20 protein-coding genes, 12 tRNA genes and 1 rRNA gene are annotated in these 19,424 nt (G+C 44.9%); 3 read left to right on the top strand and 30 right to left on the bottom strand.

Translation table 11 applies throughout. The annotated features are described in order from the left end of the window. From J0K78_RS18190 to J0K78_RS18125, 14 genes are all read right to left on the bottom strand, one after another. A 16S ribosomal RNA gene (locus J0K78_RS18190) occupies positions 1 to 80 on the bottom strand; the annotation flags it as partial. A gap of 120 nt (positions 81 to 200) precedes the next feature. After that, positions 201 to 277 (bottom strand) — tRNA-Ile (locus J0K78_RS18185). An 18-nt stretch (positions 278 to 295) separates the two neighbouring features. Further along, a tRNA-Gly gene (locus J0K78_RS18180) sits at positions 296 to 369 on the bottom strand. A gap of 31 nt (positions 370 to 400) precedes the next feature. Further along, positions 401 to 477, bottom strand: a tRNA-Pro gene (locus J0K78_RS18175). A gap of 4 nt (positions 478 to 481) precedes the next feature. After that, a tRNA-Arg gene (locus J0K78_RS18170) sits at positions 482 to 558 on the bottom strand. 69 nt (positions 559 to 627) lie between these two features. Continuing rightward, positions 628 to 715: transfer RNA gene (locus J0K78_RS18165), tRNA-Leu, on the bottom strand. A 48-nt stretch (positions 716 to 763) separates the two neighbouring features. Further along, a tRNA-Leu gene (locus J0K78_RS18160) sits at positions 764 to 845 on the bottom strand. An 8-nt stretch (positions 846 to 853) separates the two neighbouring features. Then, positions 854 to 929, bottom strand: a tRNA-Lys gene (locus tag J0K78_RS18155). A gap of 106 nt (positions 930 to 1,035) precedes the next feature. Then, positions 1,036 to 1,110 (bottom strand) — tRNA-Gln (locus tag J0K78_RS18150). Positions 1,111 to 1,117: 7 nt separating this feature from the next. Then, positions 1,118 to 1,194, bottom strand: a tRNA-Asp gene (locus J0K78_RS18145). Positions 1,195 to 1,208: 14 nt separating this feature from the next. Next, positions 1,209 to 1,280: transfer RNA gene (locus J0K78_RS18140), tRNA-Glu, on the bottom strand. Between the two features lie 9 nt (positions 1,281 to 1,289). Continuing rightward, positions 1,290 to 1,380 (bottom strand) — tRNA-Ser (locus tag J0K78_RS18135). Between the two features lie 4 nt (positions 1,381 to 1,384). Then, positions 1,385 to 1,459 (bottom strand) — tRNA-Asn (locus J0K78_RS18130). Between the two features lie 176 nt (positions 1,460 to 1,635). After that, a complete protein-coding gene (locus J0K78_RS18125; RefSeq protein WP_206948348.1) occupies positions 1,636 to 2,079 on the bottom strand; it encodes a SprT family protein in 444 nt (147 codons plus the stop codon). A 75-nt stretch (positions 2,080 to 2,154) separates the two neighbouring features. Here J0K78_RS18125 and cmpA point away from each other — a divergent pair, with 75 nt between their 5' ends. Next, on the top strand, positions 2,155 to 2,265 hold the full coding sequence (cmpA, locus tag J0K78_RS18120; RefSeq protein WP_206948347.1) for a cortex morphogenetic protein CmpA: 111 nt from the start codon (positions 2,155 to 2,157) through the stop codon (positions 2,263 to 2,265). Positions 2,266 to 2,310: 45 nt separating this feature from the next. Here the strand turns inward: cmpA and J0K78_RS18115 are convergent, their stop codons facing one another. From J0K78_RS18115 to acpS, 15 genes are all read right to left on the bottom strand, one after another. Further along, a complete protein-coding gene (locus J0K78_RS18115; RefSeq protein WP_206948346.1) occupies positions 2,311 to 4,482 on the bottom strand; it encodes a Tex family protein in 2,172 nt (723 codons plus the stop codon). A gap of 700 nt (positions 4,483 to 5,182) precedes the next feature. Next, entirely contained in the window at positions 5,183 to 5,758 is a 576-nt protein-coding gene (locus J0K78_RS18110) for a PP2C family serine/threonine-protein phosphatase (protein ID WP_370551179.1), read from the bottom strand. A 20-nt stretch (positions 5,759 to 5,778) separates the two neighbouring features. Further along, positions 5,779 to 6,558, bottom strand: a complete 780-nt coding sequence (gene sigB, locus J0K78_RS18105) for an RNA polymerase sigma factor SigB (protein ID WP_206948344.1) — start codon at positions 6,556 to 6,558, stop codon at positions 5,779 to 5,781. Then, the gene (gene rsbW, locus J0K78_RS18100) at positions 6,530 to 7,006 is read right to left on the bottom strand and encodes an anti-sigma B factor RsbW (RefSeq protein ID WP_115825019.1); all 477 of its coding nucleotides are present in this window, start codon (positions 7,004 to 7,006) and stop codon (positions 6,530 to 6,532) included. The genes sigB and rsbW overlap by 29 nt, the downstream gene beginning before the upstream one ends. 2 nt (positions 7,007 to 7,008) lie before the next feature. Then, positions 7,009 to 7,338, bottom strand: a complete 330-nt coding sequence (locus J0K78_RS18095) for an STAS domain-containing protein (RefSeq protein ID WP_089654564.1) — start codon at positions 7,336 to 7,338, stop codon at positions 7,009 to 7,011. Between the two features lie 65 nt (positions 7,339 to 7,403). After that, the gene (locus tag J0K78_RS18090) at positions 7,404 to 8,414 is read right to left on the bottom strand and encodes a PP2C family protein-serine/threonine phosphatase (RefSeq protein ID WP_160916885.1); all 1,011 of its coding nucleotides are present in this window, start codon (positions 8,412 to 8,414) and stop codon (positions 7,404 to 7,406) included. 15 nt (positions 8,415 to 8,429) lie between these two features. After that, complete coding sequence (locus J0K78_RS18085; RefSeq protein ID WP_160916883.1) at positions 8,430 to 8,831, bottom strand: anti-sigma regulatory factor; 402 nt, start codon at positions 8,829 to 8,831, stop codon at positions 8,430 to 8,432. 2 nt (positions 8,832 to 8,833) lie between these two features. Beyond that, complete coding sequence (locus tag J0K78_RS18080) at positions 8,834 to 9,190, bottom strand: STAS domain-containing protein (protein WP_089654561.1); 357 nt, start codon at positions 9,188 to 9,190, stop codon at positions 8,834 to 8,836. A gap of 4 nt (positions 9,191 to 9,194) precedes the next feature. Further along, positions 9,195 to 10,064 carry an RsbT co-antagonist protein RsbRA gene (locus J0K78_RS18075; protein WP_160916881.1) on the bottom strand — a complete coding sequence of 290 codons (870 nt, stop codon included), beginning with the start codon at positions 10,062 to 10,064 and terminating at the stop codon, positions 9,195 to 9,197. 296 nt (positions 10,065 to 10,360) lie between these two features. After that, positions 10,361 to 10,711, bottom strand: a complete 351-nt coding sequence (locus tag J0K78_RS18070; RefSeq protein ID WP_035511328.1) for a type II toxin-antitoxin system PemK/MazF family toxin — start codon at positions 10,709 to 10,711, stop codon at positions 10,361 to 10,363. A gap of 5 nt (positions 10,712 to 10,716) precedes the next feature. Beyond that, on the bottom strand, positions 10,717 to 10,998 hold the full coding sequence (locus J0K78_RS18065; RefSeq protein WP_027956786.1) for a CopG family ribbon-helix-helix protein: 282 nt from the start codon (positions 10,996 to 10,998) through the stop codon (positions 10,717 to 10,719). Positions 10,999 to 11,157: 159 nt separating this feature from the next. Further along, on the bottom strand, positions 11,158 to 12,318 hold the full coding sequence (gene alr / locus J0K78_RS18060; RefSeq protein WP_206948343.1) for an alanine racemase: 1,161 nt from the start codon (positions 12,316 to 12,318) through the stop codon (positions 11,158 to 11,160). A gap of 216 nt (positions 12,319 to 12,534) precedes the next feature. Beyond that, positions 12,535 to 13,557 carry a LolA family protein gene (locus J0K78_RS18055; RefSeq protein WP_206948342.1) on the bottom strand — a complete coding sequence of 341 codons (1,023 nt, stop codon included), beginning with the start codon at positions 13,555 to 13,557 and terminating at the stop codon, positions 12,535 to 12,537. Between the two features lie 53 nt (positions 13,558 to 13,610). Next, positions 13,611 to 15,110 (bottom strand): NAD(P)H-hydrate dehydratase, encoded by a 1,500-nt coding sequence (locus J0K78_RS18050; protein ID WP_206948341.1) that lies wholly within the window; start codon positions 15,108 to 15,110, stop codon positions 13,611 to 13,613. 72 nt (positions 15,111 to 15,182) lie between these two features. Continuing rightward, positions 15,183 to 15,542: a holo-ACP synthase gene (gene acpS / locus J0K78_RS18045; protein ID WP_206948340.1), complete on the bottom strand. Its 360-nt coding sequence runs from the start codon at positions 15,540 to 15,542 to the stop codon at positions 15,183 to 15,185. 217 nt (positions 15,543 to 15,759) lie between these two features. Between acpS and J0K78_RS18040 the strand changes: the two genes are divergently transcribed. After that, positions 15,760 to 16,524: a rhomboid family intramembrane serine protease gene (locus tag J0K78_RS18040; protein WP_206948339.1), complete on the top strand. Its 765-nt coding sequence runs from the start codon at positions 15,760 to 15,762 to the stop codon at positions 16,522 to 16,524. A gap of 249 nt (positions 16,525 to 16,773) precedes the next feature. On the opposite strand, the gene cshA is transcribed toward J0K78_RS18040, so the two are convergent. After that, positions 16,774 to 18,252, bottom strand: a complete 1,479-nt coding sequence (cshA, locus tag J0K78_RS18035; protein ID WP_206948338.1) for a degradosome RNA helicase CshA — start codon at positions 18,250 to 18,252, stop codon at positions 16,774 to 16,776. A 219-nt stretch (positions 18,253 to 18,471) separates the two neighbouring features. Here cshA and J0K78_RS18030 point away from each other — a divergent pair, with 219 nt between their 5' ends. After that, positions 18,472 to 19,386: a DMT family transporter gene (locus J0K78_RS18030; protein ID WP_206948337.1), complete on the top strand. Its 915-nt coding sequence runs from the start codon at positions 18,472 to 18,474 to the stop codon at positions 19,384 to 19,386. The last annotated feature ends 38 nt before the right edge of the window (positions 19,387 to 19,424 follow it).

Raw genomic sequence — 19,424 nt, 5'->3', positions numbered from 1 at the left:
GCTCGCTTCCCGCGCTCGACTTGCATGTATTAGGCACGCCGCCAGCGTTCGTCCTGAGCCAGGATCAAACTCTCCATAAAAGTTAAGTTTGACTTGCTCATTTGCACACCGAATGTGCTTTGTTTCAAATCTCTTCTATAAAGAAGAAATGTTTTGACGTACTGGTTGGTTCGTTCAGTTTTCAAAGATCAAATGAATCATGGTGGGCCTGAGTGGACTTGAACCACCGACCTCACGCTTATCAGGCGTGCGCTCTAACCAACTGAGCTACAGGCCCCGATGACATTCAATAAAATGGAGCGGGTGAAGGGAATCGAACCCTCATCATCAGCTTGGAAGGCTGAGGTTTTACCACTAAACTACACCCGCAAGTGTATCATGTTGTTATTTAGGATTTCGATGGTCGGGAAGACAGGATTCGAACCTGCGACCCCTTGGTCCCAAACCAAGTGCTCTACCAAGCTGAGCTACTTCCCGTTAATGGCGCGCCCGAGAGGAGTCGAACCCCTAACCTTCTGATCCGTAGTCAGACGCTCTATCCAATTGAGCTACGGGCGCATTAAAAAAGCGACATTTAATATCTTAACATCTTTTGTGTTTTGACGCAAGAACTTTTTTTAGAAAAGTTGGTGCGGCCGAGAGGACTTGAACCTCCACGGGATTACCTCCCACTAGGCCCTCAACCTAGCGCGTCTGCCGATTCCGCCACGACCGCAAAATTGCTGTAGTAAACAATGGGATGCTGATCATGATAATTGGATAATGCGGGTGGAGGGACTTGAACCCCCACGCCGTGAAGCACTAGATCCTAAATCTAGCGTGTCTGCCAATTCCACCACACCCGCATAATAAATGGTGAGCCATGAAGGATTCGAACCTTCGACCCTCTGATTAAAAGTCAGATGCTCTACCAGCTGAGCTAATGGCTCCTATTAAAGGAATCTGTAACACTCAATGATGATATTGTTTTTTTGAAGCACAAGAAACATCATATAACTTATTCAGCTTTTTGTCAACTCTTTTTTGAAAATAAAATGGCTGGGCCAGCTGGATTCGAACCAGCGCATGACGGTACCAAAAACCGTTGCCTTACCGCTTGGCTATGGCCCAAAAAGAGTGGCGGTCCGGACGGGACTCGAACCCGCGACCTCCTGCGTGACAGGCAGGCATTCTAACCAACTGAACTACCGGACCTTTATAAGATTAAGTGACCCGTACGGGATTCGAACCCGTGTTACCGCCGTGAAAGGGCGGTGTCTTAACCACTTGACCAACGGGCCAAAAATAAATGGCGGAGAAGGAGGGATTTGAACCCTCGCGCCGCTTACGCGACCTACACCCTTAGCAGGGGCGCCTCTTCAGCCACTTGAGTACTTCTCCGTAATGGCTCCAACGGTAGGATTCGAACCTACGACCGATCGGTTAACAGCCGATTGCTCTACCACTGAGCTACGTTGGAATAGTTCGTAATGTCCGTTGCTGTTTTATCAGCGACGTTTTATATCTTATAACATTTAGCCCCTGGTGTCAAACCTTTTTTTCATGAAATTCTAAGTTGTTTTCATGCACTTTTTGGGTTGTTTTGTTAGGACTTAACTAATTTAACATGTGGTCCATCGTTCGTCAATGGAAAATTTACTTCTTTTTTAAATTCCCTTTACATTTCCCACAACCGAAACGTTTTGTATCCACCCGCCTTTTCCGCTTGTATGTCTGCCCGCATTTTGTACAAACATAGTGATGGAAGTTCCCATTCTTTTCAGAAGGTAAGGCTGAACAGTGTCGTGGGGATCCTGTCTTCTTTAATAGTGCCTTGAACTCAGGATCACGATGCCCAAAACCCTTTCCTTCAATATGAAGGTGGTAATGACAAAGTTCATGTTTAATGATGCCTTCTAATTCGACACCATCTAATTCTACTATATATTTCGGATTGATTTCAATCACTTTTTTAGAAGGAATGTATCTCCCTCCTGTTGTCCGAAGACGAGGGTTGAAGTATACATCATGATCAAAAGGCTTGTCAAAGTATGTTTTCGATAATTCATCCGTCCATTGCTGCAATTCCTGATCTGTCATAGGAACACCTCCCTTGTCCTTTGCATACTGTATCATAAGAATGAAAAAAGTTGAATATGAAGGAGATGACTTCTTATGCCTTCCTGGTTGAAGAACCAAATGACGAAAGCATTCTTGAACAAAGATAAATATCAGATTAAAATGCTGAATCAATGCTGGTATTACTATCAGAACTTATACAAATAAAAACTACCCGGAAAGTTACTTCTCTCCAGGCAGTTTCGTTTAGGATTACCCTTTATTGATCATCGTTAAAGCGATCCTCTGTTTTTGTACATCCACTTGCTCGACCCAAACCGTAACGACGTCCCCTACCGCCACCACGTCCATTGGGTGTTTGACAAATTTGTCAGCAAGCTTCGAAATATGGACAAGCCCATCTTGTTTCACACCAATATCCACGAAAGCACCGAAGTCTACTACGTTTCTTACGGTACCCTCAAGTTCCATCCCCTGTTCTAAATCTTCCATTGAGAGAACATTCGTTTTCAACAATGGCTTAGGAAGGTCATCCCTTGGATCCCGGCCAGGCTGAACGAGAGATTTCACAATATCCTGCAGCGTCAATTCACCAATGTCCAGTTGTTCCGCTACAGATGATGTGTCCACACTCTTCAATTCTTCTGCTAACTTGTCCGTTCCGATATCTTCTGTGGTAAATCCGGACTTCCTCAACAGTTCCCTTGTCGCTTTGTAACTTTCCGGGTGAATCGGTGTGCGATCCAGAGGTTCTTTCCCATCCAGGATTCGTAAAAAGCCGATACTTTGCTCAAATGTCTTTGCACCTAAGCGTGGAATATCTTTGAGTTCGGACCGTTTGGTAAACTTTCCTAACTCCTCCCTCTTTTTCACGACATTGTTCGCAACGGTCTTGCTGAGCCCTGACACATACTGCAAAAGAGATGAAGAGGCTGTATTCACATTCACCCCTACTTGGTTTACCGCCGTTTCGACAACGAACGTCAAGGATCCATTCAGTTTTTTCTGAGTAACATCGTGCTGGTATTGACCAACCCCGATTGATTTAGGATCAATTTTCACAAGTTCTGCTAATGGATCCTGAACACGACGAGCGATGGATACCGCACTTCGCTCTTCCACTTGAAAGTCAGGGAATTCTTCACGTGCAAGCTTCGAAGCCGAGTACACACTTGCCCCTGCTTCATTCACAATCATATAAGAAGCGTTCAACTGATGTTTTTGAATCATATCCGCAATGAACTGTTCCGTTTCTCTGGAAGCCGTACCATTCCCAATAGCCATCAGTTCAATGTCATATGCATCCATGAAGGCAAGAATCTTTTTCTCCGCTCCTGCTGTATCATTTCTTGGTGCGGTTGGATAGATGACCCCGATATCCAGCACTTTCCCTGTCTCATCCACGACGGCAAGCTTACAACCGGTCCGGTAGGCAGGGTCGACGCCTAGAACCACTTTCCCTTTCAAAGGAGGCTGCAGCAAGAGGTTTCGAAGATTACTTGAGAAAACTTCAATCGCCTGTTCCTCCGCCTGTTCAGATAATGCCCCCCGGATCTCTCTTTCAACTGATGGCTGGATTAATCGCTTATAACTGTCCTGGATCGCTTCTTCCAGGATGGAACGGATCTTCCCAACCATATGGCGCTTAATGACGCTTCTCTCCAGATATTGAACAATCGCTTCTTCAGGAGGCTGAACGGAAACCTTAATAATCTCCTCTTTTTCCCCACGGTTAAGAGCAAGGACACGGTGTGACACGATGGACCGAACAGGTTCTTGATAGTCATAGTACATTTCGAAAATGCCTTTTTCATCTTTATCTGCTTTCTTTTCAGATGAAGCAATGACACCTTTATCGTGCGTTTGCTTTCTAATCTTTTCTCGATATGTAGGGTCATCGGAAATCCACTCGGCGATGATATCATTCACCCCGGCCTGGACATCTTCAACCGAATTCAGTTCGTGTTCATCAGAAAAGAAGGCTTTTGCTTCTTTCTCAAAGTCGATGTCCTGCTGTTCCCATACTTGAGTCGCGAGAGGTTCTAAGCCTTTCTCTTTGGCAACGGTCGCTCTTGTCCGACGTTTTTGTTTATAAGGCCGGTACAAGTCTTCCACCTTTTGTAGTTTTTCGGCAGATTCAATCTCGCGGCGTAAGTCTTCGGTCAGTTTGTCCTGTTCATCAATAAGGCGGATAACTTCTTCCTTCCGCTGAACAAGATTCGTAACATAGTTCCACTGATCTTCAATGTCCTTGATCTGCACTTCATCCAAGCCGCCGGTAAGTTCTTTCCTGTAACGGGCAATAAACGGGACTGTATTTCCTTCTTCAAGCAATTCAATGACTTGTTTGATTGTCTGATCCTTCAATTTCGTCTGTTTAGCTACGAGCTTCATAAGCTCTGTATTTTTGTTGTTTTCACTCATCTACGTGACCTCCTTCAATGACGTCTCATCCATTGTATCAAATTATAAAAGAGAATACTTAAAGACTCCCGCGTACCAATTATGTATTAACTCCCTTTAGTTGAAGACCCGGTTTCGAGACTTTCGATGTGTGGATGGGGCTGCGGGGAATAGCTCGCTTTCCGCGGGAGCGCGGTGAGCCTCCTCGGACTGCGTCCTATGGGGTCTCACCAAGCACTTTTTTCCCCGCAGGAGTCTCGCCTTCCCCTCCGCCCCTTTGCCGTATAAGTATCTCGAAACCATTTCCAGGAAAGTAAAGCAACATGGATACTCCAACCGCATACTGAATGATAAAGCCTGTTATAGAGCGTTTTATCACTATATGTTCAGGATTTGTGAAAGACACCCATACTGGGTAAAGGGGTTCGTTTCTCACCTTAATCGTATGGGGTGGGTGGGAAGATGCGAGACTCCCGTGGGAGAAAGGAGATAGGTTGAGATCCCGCAGGACGTAGTCTGAGGAAGCTCACACTCCCCCCACAGGAAAGCGAGTAGCTTCCCAACCACCCCTGACGACAAATAACGTAACGAACCCCGAAGACATCTCGAAACTGAGTCTTCAAGAAACCTACCATATTCTTTAATAAATAAAATTATGATAAATGGTCCATACAAACACAATAAAACCCTCCATTCTACCTTACGGTTCGAATGAAGGGTTTTAATTATATGCCATGGCAATCAGGGTGATATCATCATCACGCGATTGACCATATAATTCTTTATATTGTTGAGTGATTTGCTCAACGTCCTTGGAATGAGTGAGGTTCGAAGACAGACGACGGTCATTGACTCCGTCTGAAAACATCAGGAATATCATACCTTTCTGCACTGTTCCGCGGGAGATTCTCAACTTTCGTGGATAACCTGATAAGTAACCAGCCAATGGAATGTTACGGTTACGCTTACCATCCGGGTCCACAGTAATAACCCCGATGTTACCAATGGATGAATAAGAGTAAGTACGATTGTCAAAGTCAATCCTTAAAATCCCCAGGACGACTCCTCGTTTCCCTACCAACACCTCATTACATTTTTTGATGAGAGCTTCCAGCGTCAAATCTGGATGTTCCTCTATCACTTCCATAACCGCTTTGGACGATTCACGGGCCATTTCTCCACTACCGAGACCATCGGCGAGGGCACAAAGGAATGCATCGTCCGTTTCCTTGTAGAAATAGCTGTCTCCGCAGTAATAATTCCCTTTTTTGGCTTTTTGGAAAATAGACAGATCCACCCGATTATTCTCCTTTTCCACTAGAATACCTCGACGGATTCAGACTGAAGGGCTTCTCTCAGTTTTCTCAATGCCCGCCTTTGCAAACGGGATACGTGCATCTGGGAGATTCCCAGCCGTTCACCTGTATCTTTCTGACTCATGTTCTCAAAGTACGTACATTGTAAGATTTCCTGTTCACGTTCGCTAAGGATCGGGAGAATCTTCTCCAGGAGCATTCTCTGGTCGATGTTGGAATAACCATCTTCCTGATTTCCAATTAAATCAAGGATGGTGACGGTGCTTCCGTCAGAGTCAGCTTCAATCTTACGGTCAACAGACAGAGCTTTATAACTTTTGCCCATTTCCATCGTTTCAAGGATATCCTCTTCAGATACTTCCAACTCATCTGCGATTTCTTTAACGGAAGGAGAGCGTTGTAGAGTGTTTGTCAGCTCTTCCGAAACCTTTTTGATTTTCGGTCCAAGTTCCTTGATCCTACGTGGGACATGAACACTCCATGTCTTGTCACGAATAAACCGTTTGATTTCTCCAATGATTGTAGGAATAGCAAACGATTCAAAGGACTTGCCGAATTCGGCATCATATCTTCTGATTGCCGCTAACAGTCCAAGCATGCCGACTTGAACCAAGTCTTCATGGATGGTGCTGTTTTTTGAGTATTTACGAGCAATGGATTCTACAAGATCCTTATAAACGAGGACGACCTTCTCCTGGACTTCTTCATCTCTCGGATTCTCTTGTAAATAGGCGATCCATTCGTAAACTTCCTCATTGTGGTGTTGTGATTTGGTCGCCATCTTGACCCACCCCGGTTTCATGGAGATATTTTGTCATAAGGACAATGACTCCATATTTGCTATTGATTTCAACTTTGTCCATCAGAGCGTCAATGAGAAACAGGCCAAAGCCTCCTTCGCGCAGTTCTTCGATATCATCATCTTGTTTATAAGGCCCGATATCTTCCTTAATTTCACCTAGGTTAAAGCTTCCTCCATGGTCAGCGACCATTACTTCAAGCCTGTCCTGATAAACACCGAAACCGATGGTGATTTCACCTTCGCCTGTTTCTTTGTATGCATGTTTCACAGCATTTGTAATCGCTTCTGAAATGGCTACTTTCAAATCCTCGATATCTTCGTAAGTGAATCCCATTCGGTTGGCGATCCCTGATATACTCAGACGGACGACACCGATGTATTCCGCTTTGGCAGGTACCTTCACTTCAACAAAATCAAATGGTTCCATGTTTACATTCCACCTTGTACTGTAGACTCGATGTTAATAATTTCTGTCAATCCCGTAATCTTGAAGAGGCGGTAAACACGGTCCTGCATATGGACAAGGCGCATCTCTGACTCATGCTCCTTCGTTGATTTCAAGGCACTGATGAAAACACCAAGACCAGTGGAGTCCATGTAATTTACATCTTGAAAATCCACTTCTACAACCTGGCCTTTTTCCTTCGTCAGTGGCAGCAGTGTATCTTTTAATTTAGGTGCTGTGAATGCATCCACTTCTCCGGTAAGGACGACATTTGAGACACCTTCATTGTTCGTAACATCTATAGATAAATTCATCATAATCCCTCCCAATGTTTCCTAAAAAACGTACTACATAATTGCTTACCCTGCTTATACAGTCATTAAACGTTTCTTCTTAAAATAATCAAGGTGAAGTCATCTCTCAACTGGAAGTCCTGCAGACGCTCAAAGTGTTTATACACTTGGTCCACAATTCCCTGTGCCGGGAGATGAGAATATTGCTTGATGACATGCAGGATTTCTTCCTGATCGATGAAACGGTCCCCTTGGCGACATTCTGTTACCCCATCGGTCAGAAGGATGATCATATCTCCTTTTTCCACTCTCTTTTCGTACTGCTTATACGTAACCTCAGGGGATACGCCGAGTACAAGCCCTGGCACATCGATCTCCTCAAACTCATCACGATCTTTATGGTAATAATAACCCGGTTCATGACCGGCTGATGAGAAAGTGAACGTATGCTCGTTCGAATTATACAAACCGTAGAACATCGTAATGAACATGCTTGCATCTACGTTCCGCTCAACCACACGGTTCAAACTGCCCAGTATGACACTAGGGTCTGTCCGCATCCCTGAAAAACTGTCCATGGAATATTTGATCATCGACATACAGAGTGCAGCAGGCACACCTTTACCTATGACATCGGCGACAGCAATTCCAAGACTTCCTTTTCCATCGTGGACGAAGTGATGATAGTCCCCGTTCATTTGCTTGGCAGGAACACTTAAAGCCCCTACATCAATGTCAGACAAATCTGGTTTCACTGTCGACAATAAGGTTTTTTGCATATTGGCAGCGACGGAAATTTCCGATTTGAGTTCAAGCTGCTTTTCCCGCAGCGTCTGATACTCCTGGTAAGCCAATCCATAAGAAATCATGGTTTCCAGAAGAAAGTTCATAGATGACTGAATATAGTCAGGCATATCCGGGTATATTTCTTGTAGCGATTGGATATGGACATTGATGATCTCTTCCGGCGAAATGTTCTGCTGCATGGAATGCTTACTGAACTGTTCCGCTTGGTATAGAGCTTGCTCATCCTCAGTCTTAATATACTCTTGTAATAGTTCTTTATAATTTTCTAAATCGAGTTTCAATGTGTTCATCTCATCTTACCTCCTTTACCGGAGCCATTTGACGACAGTGATTTCTGTACCTTCACCTTCTGCTGAAACGATATCAAAGTCATCCATTAACCGTTTCACTCCTGGCAGCCCTGCTCCGAGCCCTCCTGAGGTAGTGAACCCGTCTTCCATAACTTGACTGATATCTTTTATTCCAGGTCCTTCATCCGTAGCTACGATCCGGATTCCCTTTTTATTCATATCTTCGAGTGCTTCGAAACAGACCTTGCCTGTTCCTGCATATAAATAAATGTTCCGTGCCAGTTCAGAAATGGCCGTGGCAATCCTTGCTTGATCGACAGTCCCGAAGCCGATCTTTCTGGATATATCTCGTCCAAGTTGCCTGGCTCCGACGATGTCCCATTCCTTTTTAATATTGACACAGGATTGAAAGTCCATATTCACTCCTCCAATTCCTGGCGAAGTTTGATCAATCCTTGTTCTAGATCTAACGCGGTCGGGACATCTTGCATGTGTATACCTAGGTCAATAAGAGTCATTGCAACTGCCGGTTGGATCCCCGTCAAAACAACTTTGGCCCCCATCAAATCCGACATCGTCACAACGTCTCCCAAAACTTTAGCAATGAAAGAATCGATGATATCAACGGATGTCAAATCAATGACGACACCTGTCGCTCCGCTTTCATGAATCTTGCTCAAAAGATCTTCTTGGAACTGGATAGCCGTCTGGTCATCCAAATCGATTTGTATGGAAATGAGTAAATAGTTGTGAAGCTTTAAAATAGGTATCCTCATGTTTTCACTCCCTATCTAGCGAATCAATTAGTTTTTCGATGTCTTCATCGTTGTTCTGGGTTTCTTCAATACGACGATTTGTTAATTCTAATGCTGTTTGGAAACCTTTGCGCAATGAACTCTTCGTAGGGAACTTGCCTAAATCGATGCCGAGGTTCACAATCGTCTGTGCTATTTCAGGACGAATCCCCACTAAAATGCACCGGGAACCGATCAGCCTTACAGCCTCAGCTGCCTGGATAATGTGATGGGCGACCATCGTATCGACAACCGGAACACCTGTAATATCGATCAATACAACTTCGGCATTATGTTTGATCACACCGTCGAGAAGGTTCTCCATGATTAACTTGGCCCGCTCCGTGTCGATGGTTCCGATCAGAGGCATGATCGTAATGTTCTCCATCACAGGGATCAAAGGCGCGGAAAGCTCTTGTAAAGCCACCCTTTGCAAGGAAACGATGTGCTCCCAGCTCCCTGAATATTCATTAACAAGACGGTTGATGATCGGATCGACCCACCCATCTACTTTACGAAGGACCTCGGAAAAGTAATCGGAGTCGATTTTTTCCGATTGTTTAAGGATGAAATCTGTCACCACACGCCGGAACACTTGCATCCCGTCCGTTAAATAACTCAACGGCCACCCGAGATTGATCAGGCGTTCAGAGAAATCATCCAGGTCAGAAGATAGTCCCTGCTTCTCAATACTGGAAAAAATCACGTTGACAAATTCACGGTTCGTACTTTCGAACATTTCATCAGAAATCGTCGATGTATAATCATTCTTCTTATGTGTGTTGACTTCCTCCAACCACATTTTGACAATGTCATCACTATGTTCTACTACTACATTTTTCAGTCTTTCGTCCATTATCTAAACCTCCGCCTCATAACCCTCTATTGTTCGTCCTTATACTATTTAAGTATAATTTTATCAGAAAAAGACTTCCTTTTACACCATTTGCCTTCGTTCTCGTCACAACGGCATTTACACAAGAGTATCTTTCCCATACCCTCTGTAAAATGACAAGTTTCTATTTAAAAATCCAAGAACAAAAAACACGCCATCAACAATACCCTGTCTATCCCCATTATAAACTACAAAAGCACAAAAAAATAAAGTTACCTTAAAAAGGTAACTTTTTTCATCCACGACGTACATTCCGATTAAAAGTCGATCAAACCGAGGCTGATCTGCAAGGCTTTGTTGACCTGCTGCATCATCGGTTCATCAAGTTGAGTAATCTTATCGGTCAAACGCTGCTTGTCAATCGTTCTGATTTGTTCCAGTAGGATTACAGAATTTCGCTCGAACCCATATTTTTCTGCATTAATTTCGACATGTGTTGGAAGTTTGGCTTTTTGTATTTGCGCTGTAATCGCGGCTACAATCACGGTAGGGCTAAAACGATTACCAATATCATTTTGAAGGACGAGTACAGGACGAACCCCGCCTTGTTCTGATCCCACAACTGGGGACAAATCAGCGAAATAAACGTCACCTCGTTTGACTATCACTGGCTTCACACCCCGCTCACTAGTTGCTCCAGGGTGTGTTCGGCCTCCTCTTCAGCTTGAAACGCTTCTGAAGCGATATTTAAATTGATTTTCGCCATTTCCATGTAGCCTCTACGCATGGATTCTCTAATATGTCGCTGTTTCTTCTCACGCAAATACATTTTCGTTGCTTGACACATGAAATCGCTCCGATCACTGTTATCGAGTTGAATGAAGCCATCCACTTCATTGAGTAGGTTATCCGGAATCCGGATGACAATCTCCTGCATGCTATCGGACAAAACCATACACCTCCACCATCTTCTCTCAAAAGAAACCAGTCAATTAGTCCACTCTAATCTTATCAAACGGGAGTGTCCATTGCAAAGGAGTGTTGGAATTTTTTCGTGAATTATGAAAGCTTTTATCCTTACATCGGGAGAATTGTCCAAAAACGGGAAGATTCCTCACAACAAGGAGTTTCTTACTTCTACCGTTCTCCCACCTTCCTGAAAAACTCTCGGCACCCTTTGGCTGATCATGCAGGGAATCTCATAATTGATCGTTTCGAGATGCTCTGCTATTTCATCAGCTGAAATTTCTTGATTCCCTTGTTTACCAATTAAGGTAACCTTTGTCCCTATAGGATATTCCTGATCCAGCCGAATCATGAATTGATCCATGCAAATTCTTCCGACAATCGGCTGCCGTTTCCCGTCGACCAGGACCTCAGCACCTTGAAGTTTACGGATCCATCCATCCGCATAACCAAGCGGAATGGTGCCGATCCACTCTTCTTTTTCCGCGGTGTAGGTAGCCCCATAACTGACCGATTCTCCGGCCTCTATTTTTTTGACATGGATTAACCGGCTCGTCAGAGAAAAAGCAGGTTTCAAGTCGATCGGCCGTTCTTTTTTGACATAGGGGGAAGGATAAAGTCCGTACATACTGATACCAAACCGGACAAAATGATCCATCCGCTCCGGAACCCTCATACTTGTCGCACTGTTACTTGTATGAATTTCGACATCTTCTGCCCAATTCCTCTTAAAATACGAAAACATTTCGTCCCAGCGCTCTTGTTGTTCATTAAAATACTGTGAGTCTCCCTCATCCGCTGTAGCAAAATGCGTGAATAAAGCTTCCAAATGAAACGTGGCGGTTTCTTCAAGAACAGTAAGGATCTCCTCTAATTCTGCAACCGTCCGTACACCGATCCGCCCCATTCCTGTATCGATTTTCAAATGAACTTGTAAAGGAGTAGTTTCCTTTAGACCTTCTGCTTCCTTAAGCCAATCTTTTTGGAAGACCGTCAAAGCGATGTTGTTTTCAGCAGCGACGGCAGTATCCTGAGGGCGTGTCCAGCCCATGACGAGGATCGGGGCCTCAATTCCTGCTTTTCTCAGTTTCAATGCTTCATCTAATAGTGCAACGGCCAGACTCTTTGCCCCTGCTTTCAAAGCGGCCTTTGCCACTTGAACATCACCATGTCCATAGGCGTCCGCTTTGACTACCGCACAAATGTCTGTTCCATTTTCCAATCGTTGTTTCAATTGCTGTATATTATACTCAATCGCCGACAATTCAATCTCTGCAATTGAATCTCTATAATACGTATCCCATGCCACTTTGACCCGCTCCTCTCTCTATCTTTTTATTATTGAATGAGAAGAAGCTGGTGTCAAATAACATAAAAGAAGCAGGAATACCGGATAGGTTTGATGATTAAGCTACGGAAATTAAAGACTCTCAGGAGTCCGGAGAGTGAAGCTTGAGAGGGGGATCTTCCTCCTCAGTGGAAGACCAAAAAATAAAGCAGACCGTTAAGCCTGCTCCTTCCAATTTTATTTCACCATCGCAGCTGTGTTGATTGAACTTGCGACAGCGACCATTTCATCCTGTGTCAATTCATTGCTCGCAAGTTGATAGGTCGTTCCATTGTGATTCCATTCCAGACGGTTGTGTTCGAAGGCTGCAAACACCCCGTCCCAAAGCTGGACAGGCTCACCGTTCACCTGGACAGAGTATTGGGCACTTGCCGATTGTACCTCCGCTTTTTCCTGGACCAATGTGAAGTCCTTATCTCCTGCATAAGTCATAATGAATCGTTTCCCATCTTCTGTCTTCACTTCACGCTCGTCTGCAAGTTCAGCACCGAACGTTTCTTGTGGGTAGAGAACCTCCTCAAGCTCTTCCCCTTCCATGTTGGCAACAGGGGCTTCCGTCGGAGCCATGGCCATATTCTTATCGACATCAAAGTCTTCCTTCTTCATCGAATCGTCTTTCGCAAAGTTCGCGAATTGAACCTCTACAAGAGCATTCATATCCTGATCGAACACTTTCACCATTACAGGGTGGTACGTTTTCTTATCAAAATAAATCTCCTGGAACGGCAGGGTCTTGTTATTCTGATAGTTTGTCTTCGTCTTGAACACAAAGTAGTTTTCGGAAGCATTGAATTCTGCATCCGGATCCGCTTTGATATCATTCAGCAGCGAAGCATAAAGGTAAGGCTGACTTGTGTTCTGAGGCCATTCACTTTGGAACTTGAAGCTCTTGTTCAAGGCTGGCGTCAAGACATACACGCCGCTGTCATTTTTCAAGATGATCTGGCTTCCTTTTTCATCCTGATCATTTTGAAGCTTCACGCGGTAAAAGTCATCCTTTTTATGCCACACTTGAATGTTGTATTTCTGTTCTTCCTTCCCTGTACGCATCTTCATATTCGCTTCGGTCTTATATCCAGCCATTTCTTCCGACTGTTTTTCAAGCTTCTTGACGACATCTTCTTTTGATTGTGAGCCACAAGCTGTCAAAGCACCTAAGATGAACAGGCTGAACAACAGGATCAGAAAACGTCTTTGCATAAGACTCAACTCCTTTGTCTCTACTTAAGGACAAAGGGAACGTATGATATGGATCAAGAAGAAAATGTACGGAACGTCCGGGATAAACCTTCAATGACGTCAGAGGCGAGTAGGTCAACCTTCGAATGTCCATCCTGCACGAGTAAATCAGCCGTCGCTCCATGAAGGAAACAACCATTGCTTAAGGCATCCAACACCTGTTCTGCCTGCATCATCATGCTGAGCAGAATACCAGAGAGAACATCACCGCTTCCGCCTTTAGCGAGGCCCGCATTGCCCGAGATATCTACCCGCTGTTCACCATCAGGACCTGTGATGATTGTCGAAGGTCCTTTAAGAACGAGGTACACGCCGTGCTTTTCAGCAAATTCTTTTGAATAGGAAAAAGGAGCGCGCAAAATCTCCTGGATGGAAAGATCCGTCAAATGGGCGAACTCACCTGGGTGAGGCGTCAGGACGGTCGGAACTTCCCTGTTTTTCAACTCTCCAAGGAAATCTTTTAAAAGGTACAACCCGTCGGCATCCACCAGTAGTGGAGTGTCTTGTTCACGGACCAACCGCTCCACCACTGTTGACTGCATAGAGCCGCGGCCCAATCCCATACCGACAGCAATCCCATCATACCCTTCCAAGTCCGGGACTCGTCCTCCATCTTCCCCTTCTACAAAAGTCGCTTCCTGCACATAAGGAGAAATCGCAGGAACTGCTTCAGCATCCGTGGATACCGCAATCAACCCCGACCCGCTCCGCAAAGCTGCTTTCGCCGTCATTGCGACAGAACCGGGCATCAAGCGAGATCCTCCGATGATCAATCCTTTTCCGTGCGATCCTTTATGCGAATGAGCCTCTCGTTCAGGCAAGGTTCTTTTGACATCAGCTCCACTCCAAAGCTTCCTCCGGAGATCCGGAAGTTGTTTAAGGGGGAGGCCAATTTCTACGACTGACCATTCGCCGTAGTATGGCTGCGTGTGCTGTAAAAAGGCACTCTGCTTCGGAGCTTCAATGATTGAAGTGTAATGAGCCTGAAATGCCTCAAAAACCTCCACCCCTTCATCAGCCGGCACACCAGAAGGCAGGTCGACCGCAAGCCTTAAGATTGACTCCTCGTTACAGAGACGGACAATATCCGCGTAGGGCTCTCTCAGCCGCCCTTTCACTCCGATCCCCAACATCGCGTCGATGCATACATCTGCACGACATAGAGAAGTATTCAAGTCTTCCGAACTCTTCAATAGTCTGTACGGGTGACCAGAAGCTTGGAATATCCTCTTGTGTGCTTCTGCATCTCCAGTGATCTTTGCGTCCGGAACGACTTGCCAAGCCTCCACATCGTATCCAAGGTTCAACAACGTCCTGGCAATGACGAAACCATCGCCGCCATTATTGCCAGCACCCATCAGGACGACAATCGCATGCTCTTTTTGAATGTGGCGGAGCAGGTCATACGTAACCGCTCTTCCGGCATTCTCCATGAGCATCTTCCCATCTAGTCCAGCGGCTTCCACGGCCACTCGATCCCGTTCGTACATTTCTTGTGCGGTAACAATATCCAATTCGTTCCCTCCTACCCGCATTACAATGTTATGAGACAACCTATGTAATTATGTCTGCCCTCCTATACCTCCCTAGCACTCTTCTAAAACCACCTGCGCAATGGCATGCTCCGAACTATGACTGATCGAGACCCACACTTGATAACGATCGTAGCCTTTCGCCCTCATCATAGGAGCCCCTGTGGATTCATTTGATAAGATTTCAATATCATGGAAACCAAGCTTTCCGATTCCCGTTCCTGTCGCTTTCGCAAAAGCTTCTTTCGCTGCAAACCGGCCCGCCAGGTATTCCACTTTCCTTTTTTCATTTAACGTCTTGTAACGAAGATGTTCCTCTTCAGTCAGTATTCGTTGAACAAAGCGTTCTCTTCGCTTTATACTTTGTTTAATACGATCCAATTCAATAATATCCACACCGATACCTTTGATCACCATTCATCTTCCTTTTCATTAACAATCTATGAACAGTATACCCGAATCTTTTCACGGTAAAAAAGAATACGAGGAAGCGGCATGGATTACATTATATTAGGAGTCCAATGAATAGGAGTACGCTCCCTTCAAAGAAGGGCATCGTTTCGCAGCTTCTGTGGAGATGAATGGAGTTCAGGTAACGAATGTAATCTTGAACGAAAAAAGGAGATTAGTCATGTTTGTACGAACGGAAAGTTTTAAAGAATTTCTACGATTTTATCCGATTGTTTCATTCCTTGTCGGGCTTCATTTCTTTTTATGGCTGTTGATGGACTTTCTTCAACTTGGTTTCGCCGTGGAGTTGAAGGAATGGGGCATTGGGATGAATGCCCTGATTTTGAACGGCGAATACTGGCGCCTTGTCACTCCGATTTTCTTACACGGAGATTTCACCCACGCACTGTTCAACTCCTTTTCTCTCGTCCTCTTCGGACCGGCCCTTGAACAGATGTTAGGAAAAGGAAAGTTTGTCATCATGTATCTATTTGCCGGTATTGTCGGCAACCTGGGGACGTTTATCGTTAATCCTGATGCCTATTATTGGCACCTTGGAGCATCAGGCGCTATCTTCGGTATCTTCGGCGTTTATCTATTCATGATCATGAACCGGAAGCACTTGATTGATACAGCCAATTCGCAAATCATTCTCGCCATCTTTGCCATCGGCTTATTCATGACTTTTGCACGGCCGAACATCAATATCTTCGGCCACTTATTCGGACTGATCGGAGGATTTGCCATTGCCCCCGTTATCCTGAAAAACGCCCGCCGCTTTTCTTTATGGCAGGTCCGCACCCGTCATTCGCGATCGGACAGCGATGACATATCTTTCAATCCGAATCGATGGAAGAATAAGAAATTCAGCCGGAACACAGGCAAGTACATTCTTTGGGGAATCATCATTTTCCTGGCTTTATTCGCCTTGGTAAACCGCATGTAACGGCTTCACCCTCCGGGGTGGGGTCCTTTTTTATATCTTCCACCAGACCGCCTAATGCCAAAATACCCAGGTCACCGATAAAATTGTTGAACCCCCCGATAAAGGTTTGAAAGTGACTGATAAATACTTAAAACCAATCGTTAAAAACTTGAAACCCACTGTTAAAATGCCAACCTCCCATACCAATGCTACCGAAACAAAAAAAGATCAGCCCTCACACAGAGGACTGATCTACTTTAATGACCTTTATTAGCTGCGGCCCTTGTTCTGATAATTGCCGCGCTTGCTTCCGCCTTTGCCGCTGAAGTTGCGGTTGCGGGATTTATTCTTGCTGTTGAAGTTGCGCTTGCCGCCTCCACCTTTGCGGTAGCCACCTTTTTTCTTGCTCTTATCACGCTGAGCGTTCTTCACACTGATTGGTTGAACTGAGGACAAACGAACAGGTACTTCACTGCGTTCTTTTGTCATCATTTTCAGTGCAGCCGCTATAAGATCTGTTGACTCATACTGTTCAAGCAGTTCATTAGCTGCCTGCTTGTAGTTTTTCAGATCGTTGTTTGTGATCGTTTCTGCCAGCTTCTCGACAGCCACTTTTTGCTGACCGCGAGCCGCTTCTTCAGAAGAAGGTACTTTCAGACGTTCCACTTTCTTCTTCGTAAGTTTTTCAATCAGGTGAAGCTGATCTTTTTCACGAGGTGTGACGAAGGAAATGGATTTCCCTTTACGACCGGCACGTCCAGTACGTCCAATACGGTGAACGTAGCTTTCTGGATCCTGCGGAATATCAAAGTTGTACACGTGAGATACATCGGAAATGTCCAATCCACGTGCGGCAACGTCTGTTGCGACAAGGATTTCGATGCGTCCGCGTTTGAACTTGTTCAATGTGGACATACGCTTCCCTTGCGTCAAATCACCATGAATGCCTTCTGCACTGAAGCCACGAGCTTGAAGCCCGTCCGCTACTTCGTCGACACGACGCTTCGTACGACCGAAGACGATCGCCAACGCAGGATCATGGATATCCAGCAAACGTGTCAGGGTGTCGAATTTGTGTTTTTCCGGAATCTCAACGAAGAACTGCTCGATGTTTTCGACCGTCATTTCTTTCGCTTTGACTTTCACTTCTTCCGGGTTGTTCATCAATGTTGTAGCAATATCGCGGATTTCTTTCGGCATTGTTGCAGAGAAAAGCAAAGTCTGGCGCTCTTCAGGAAGTGCCTTCAGAATATCACGGATATCCTCGATAAAGCCCATGTTCAGCATTTCATCCGCTTCATCAAGTACGGCTGTGTGAACATCTTCCAACTTGATTGTTTTACGACGGATGTGGTCGAGCAAACGTCCTGGTGTTGCTACGACGATGTGATTATTTTTCAGGGCACGGATTTGGCGCTCCATGTTCGATCCACCATAAATCGGCAGGACACGAATGCCTTTTCCTTTACCTAAACGGTTAAGCTCCTCTGCTACTTGAATAGCCAATTCCCTTGTCGGGGCGATGACAAGTCCTTGAACGGCTTTCACTTGTTTGTTGATTTTTTCGAGCATCGGAATACCGAATGCAGCCGTTTTTCCCGTACCTGTCTGAGCTTGACCAATGACATCTTTCCCTTCTAGTCCTAGAGGGATCGTTTGTTCTTGTATTGGTGTTGTTTCCTCAAAACCCATAACGTCTAATGATTTTAGAATAGGTTTTGATAATCCTAGTGATTGAAATGTTGTCACAGTAATTTCATACTCCTTTATTGTTAAATCTTCTACCTATATACATGTAAAAAAAGCCTTCTGCCACAGGAAACGGGAGAGGCTTCTCTGGTATCTGCCTGATAGATTCATTCATCATAACACATATAACATAGTTAATTCTACACATTTCGGCTATGCTTTTCAAACGTAATAATGATAAAATGAGGAAAAACTGACGTACACCAGAGGAGGGCTCACTTGGAAAAGCCTCCAATTCAACCATATATCATTTTGTTCATTGGCGTTCTTTCCATTTCCACTTCCGCGATTTTCGTCAAGCTCGCAGGAAATGCGCCAGCTGCGATGATCGCTTTTTACCGTCTGGCTATTGCCGTCGGAATCATGGCTCCTTATGTATTATGGAAACATTTCGATGAAATAAAACAAACGAATAAAAAAGATTGGATTCTTGCGATATTATCGGGGATATTCCTCGCCTTCCACTTTATTTTGTGGTTTGAGTCATTGGATTATACGACCGTTGCAAGTTCCGTCGTCCTGGTTGCCCTCCAGCCCGTCTTCGCTTTCATAGGGACTTACCTCTTCTTCAAAGAGCGCTTCACCATCGGATCCATACTGAGTCTTGTTATCACATTGACAGGAAGCGTGATCATCGGATGGGGCGATTTTCAAATCAGTGGCACGGCTTTATTCGGTGATCTGCTGGCCCTGCTTGGCGCTGTTACCGTAACCGGTTATTTTCTGCTTGGTCAGAATCTACGTAAACGTCAGTCCATTATGACCTATACGTTCATCGCTTATGGAATGGCCGCGGTGACCCTTCTCATATATAACTTGGCACTCGGTTATTCTTTTACCGGGTACGACGGAGATCAGTGGCTGATATTCTTAGGTCTTGCAATCATCCCGACCTTCTTCGGCCATACCTTATTCAACTGGACATTAAAATGGCTCAGCACATCGACGATTTCGATGGCTGTACTCTTCGAACCAATCGGGGCTTCTATTTTAGCCTATTGGATCTTGGATGAAGGAATCACTTGGACCCAGTGGCTCGGCGGATCGATTGTCCTTTTCGGGCTGATGATGTTCATATTAAGTACGATGCAAAAAGCAAAACCGAAATTCACTCATGAACCAGACCATCGATAAACCGCTAAATTTGATATAATACGTAATAAGAATGGGGA

The organism is Halobacillus sp. GSS1 (assembly GCF_017307035.1).
GTDB classification, from domain to species: Bacteria; Bacillota; Bacilli; order Bacillales; family Halobacillaceae; genus Halobacillus; species Halobacillus litoralis.
The sequence above is the reverse complement of the archived record's forward strand: the minus strand, read 5'-3'. Positions and strand labels throughout refer to the sequence as shown.

Coding starts and splice junctions, on each gene's coding strand:
- J0K78_RS18040 (WP_206948339.1), top strand. CDS start 15,760: ATGTTTGTACGAACGGAAAGTTTTAAAGAATTTCTACGATTTTATCCG.
- sigB (WP_206948344.1), bottom strand. CDS start 6,558: ATGGCGACCAAATCACAACACCACAATGAGGAAGTTTACGAATGGATC.
- J0K78_RS18095 (WP_089654564.1), bottom strand. CDS start 7,338: ATGAATTTATCTATAGATGTTACGAACAATGAAGGTGTCTCAAATGTC.
- cmpA (WP_206948347.1), top strand. CDS start 2,155: ATGCCTTCCTGGTTGAAGAACCAAATGACGAAAGCATTCTTGAACAAA.
- J0K78_RS18115 (WP_206948346.1), bottom strand. CDS start 4,482: ATGAGTGAAAACAACAAAAATACAGAGCTTATGAAGCTCGTAGCTAAA.
- J0K78_RS18090 (WP_160916885.1), bottom strand. CDS start 8,414: ATGAACACATTGAAACTCGATTTAGAAAATTATAAAGAACTATTACAA.
- J0K78_RS18080 (WP_089654561.1), bottom strand. CDS start 9,190: ATGAGGATACCTATTTTAAAGCTTCACAACTATTTACTCATTTCCATA.
- J0K78_RS18065 (WP_027956786.1), bottom strand. CDS start 10,998: ATGGTTTTGTCCGATAGCATGCAGGAGATTGTCATCCGGATTCCGGAT.
- J0K78_RS18055 (WP_206948342.1), bottom strand. CDS start 13,557: ATGCAAAGACGTTTTCTGATCCTGTTGTTCAGCCTGTTCATCTTAGGT.
- J0K78_RS18085 (WP_160916883.1), bottom strand. CDS start 8,831: ATGGACTTTCAATCCTGTGTCAATATTAAAAAGGAATGGGACATCGTC.
- rsbW (WP_115825019.1), bottom strand. CDS start 7,006: ATGGAACCATTTGATTTTGTTGAAGTGAAGGTACCTGCCAAAGCGGAA.
- J0K78_RS18075 (WP_160916881.1), bottom strand. CDS start 10,064: ATGGACGAAAGACTGAAAAATGTAGTAGTAGAACATAGTGATGACATT.
- J0K78_RS18125 (WP_206948348.1), bottom strand. CDS start 2,079: ATGACAGATCAGGAATTGCAGCAATGGACGGATGAATTATCGAAAACA.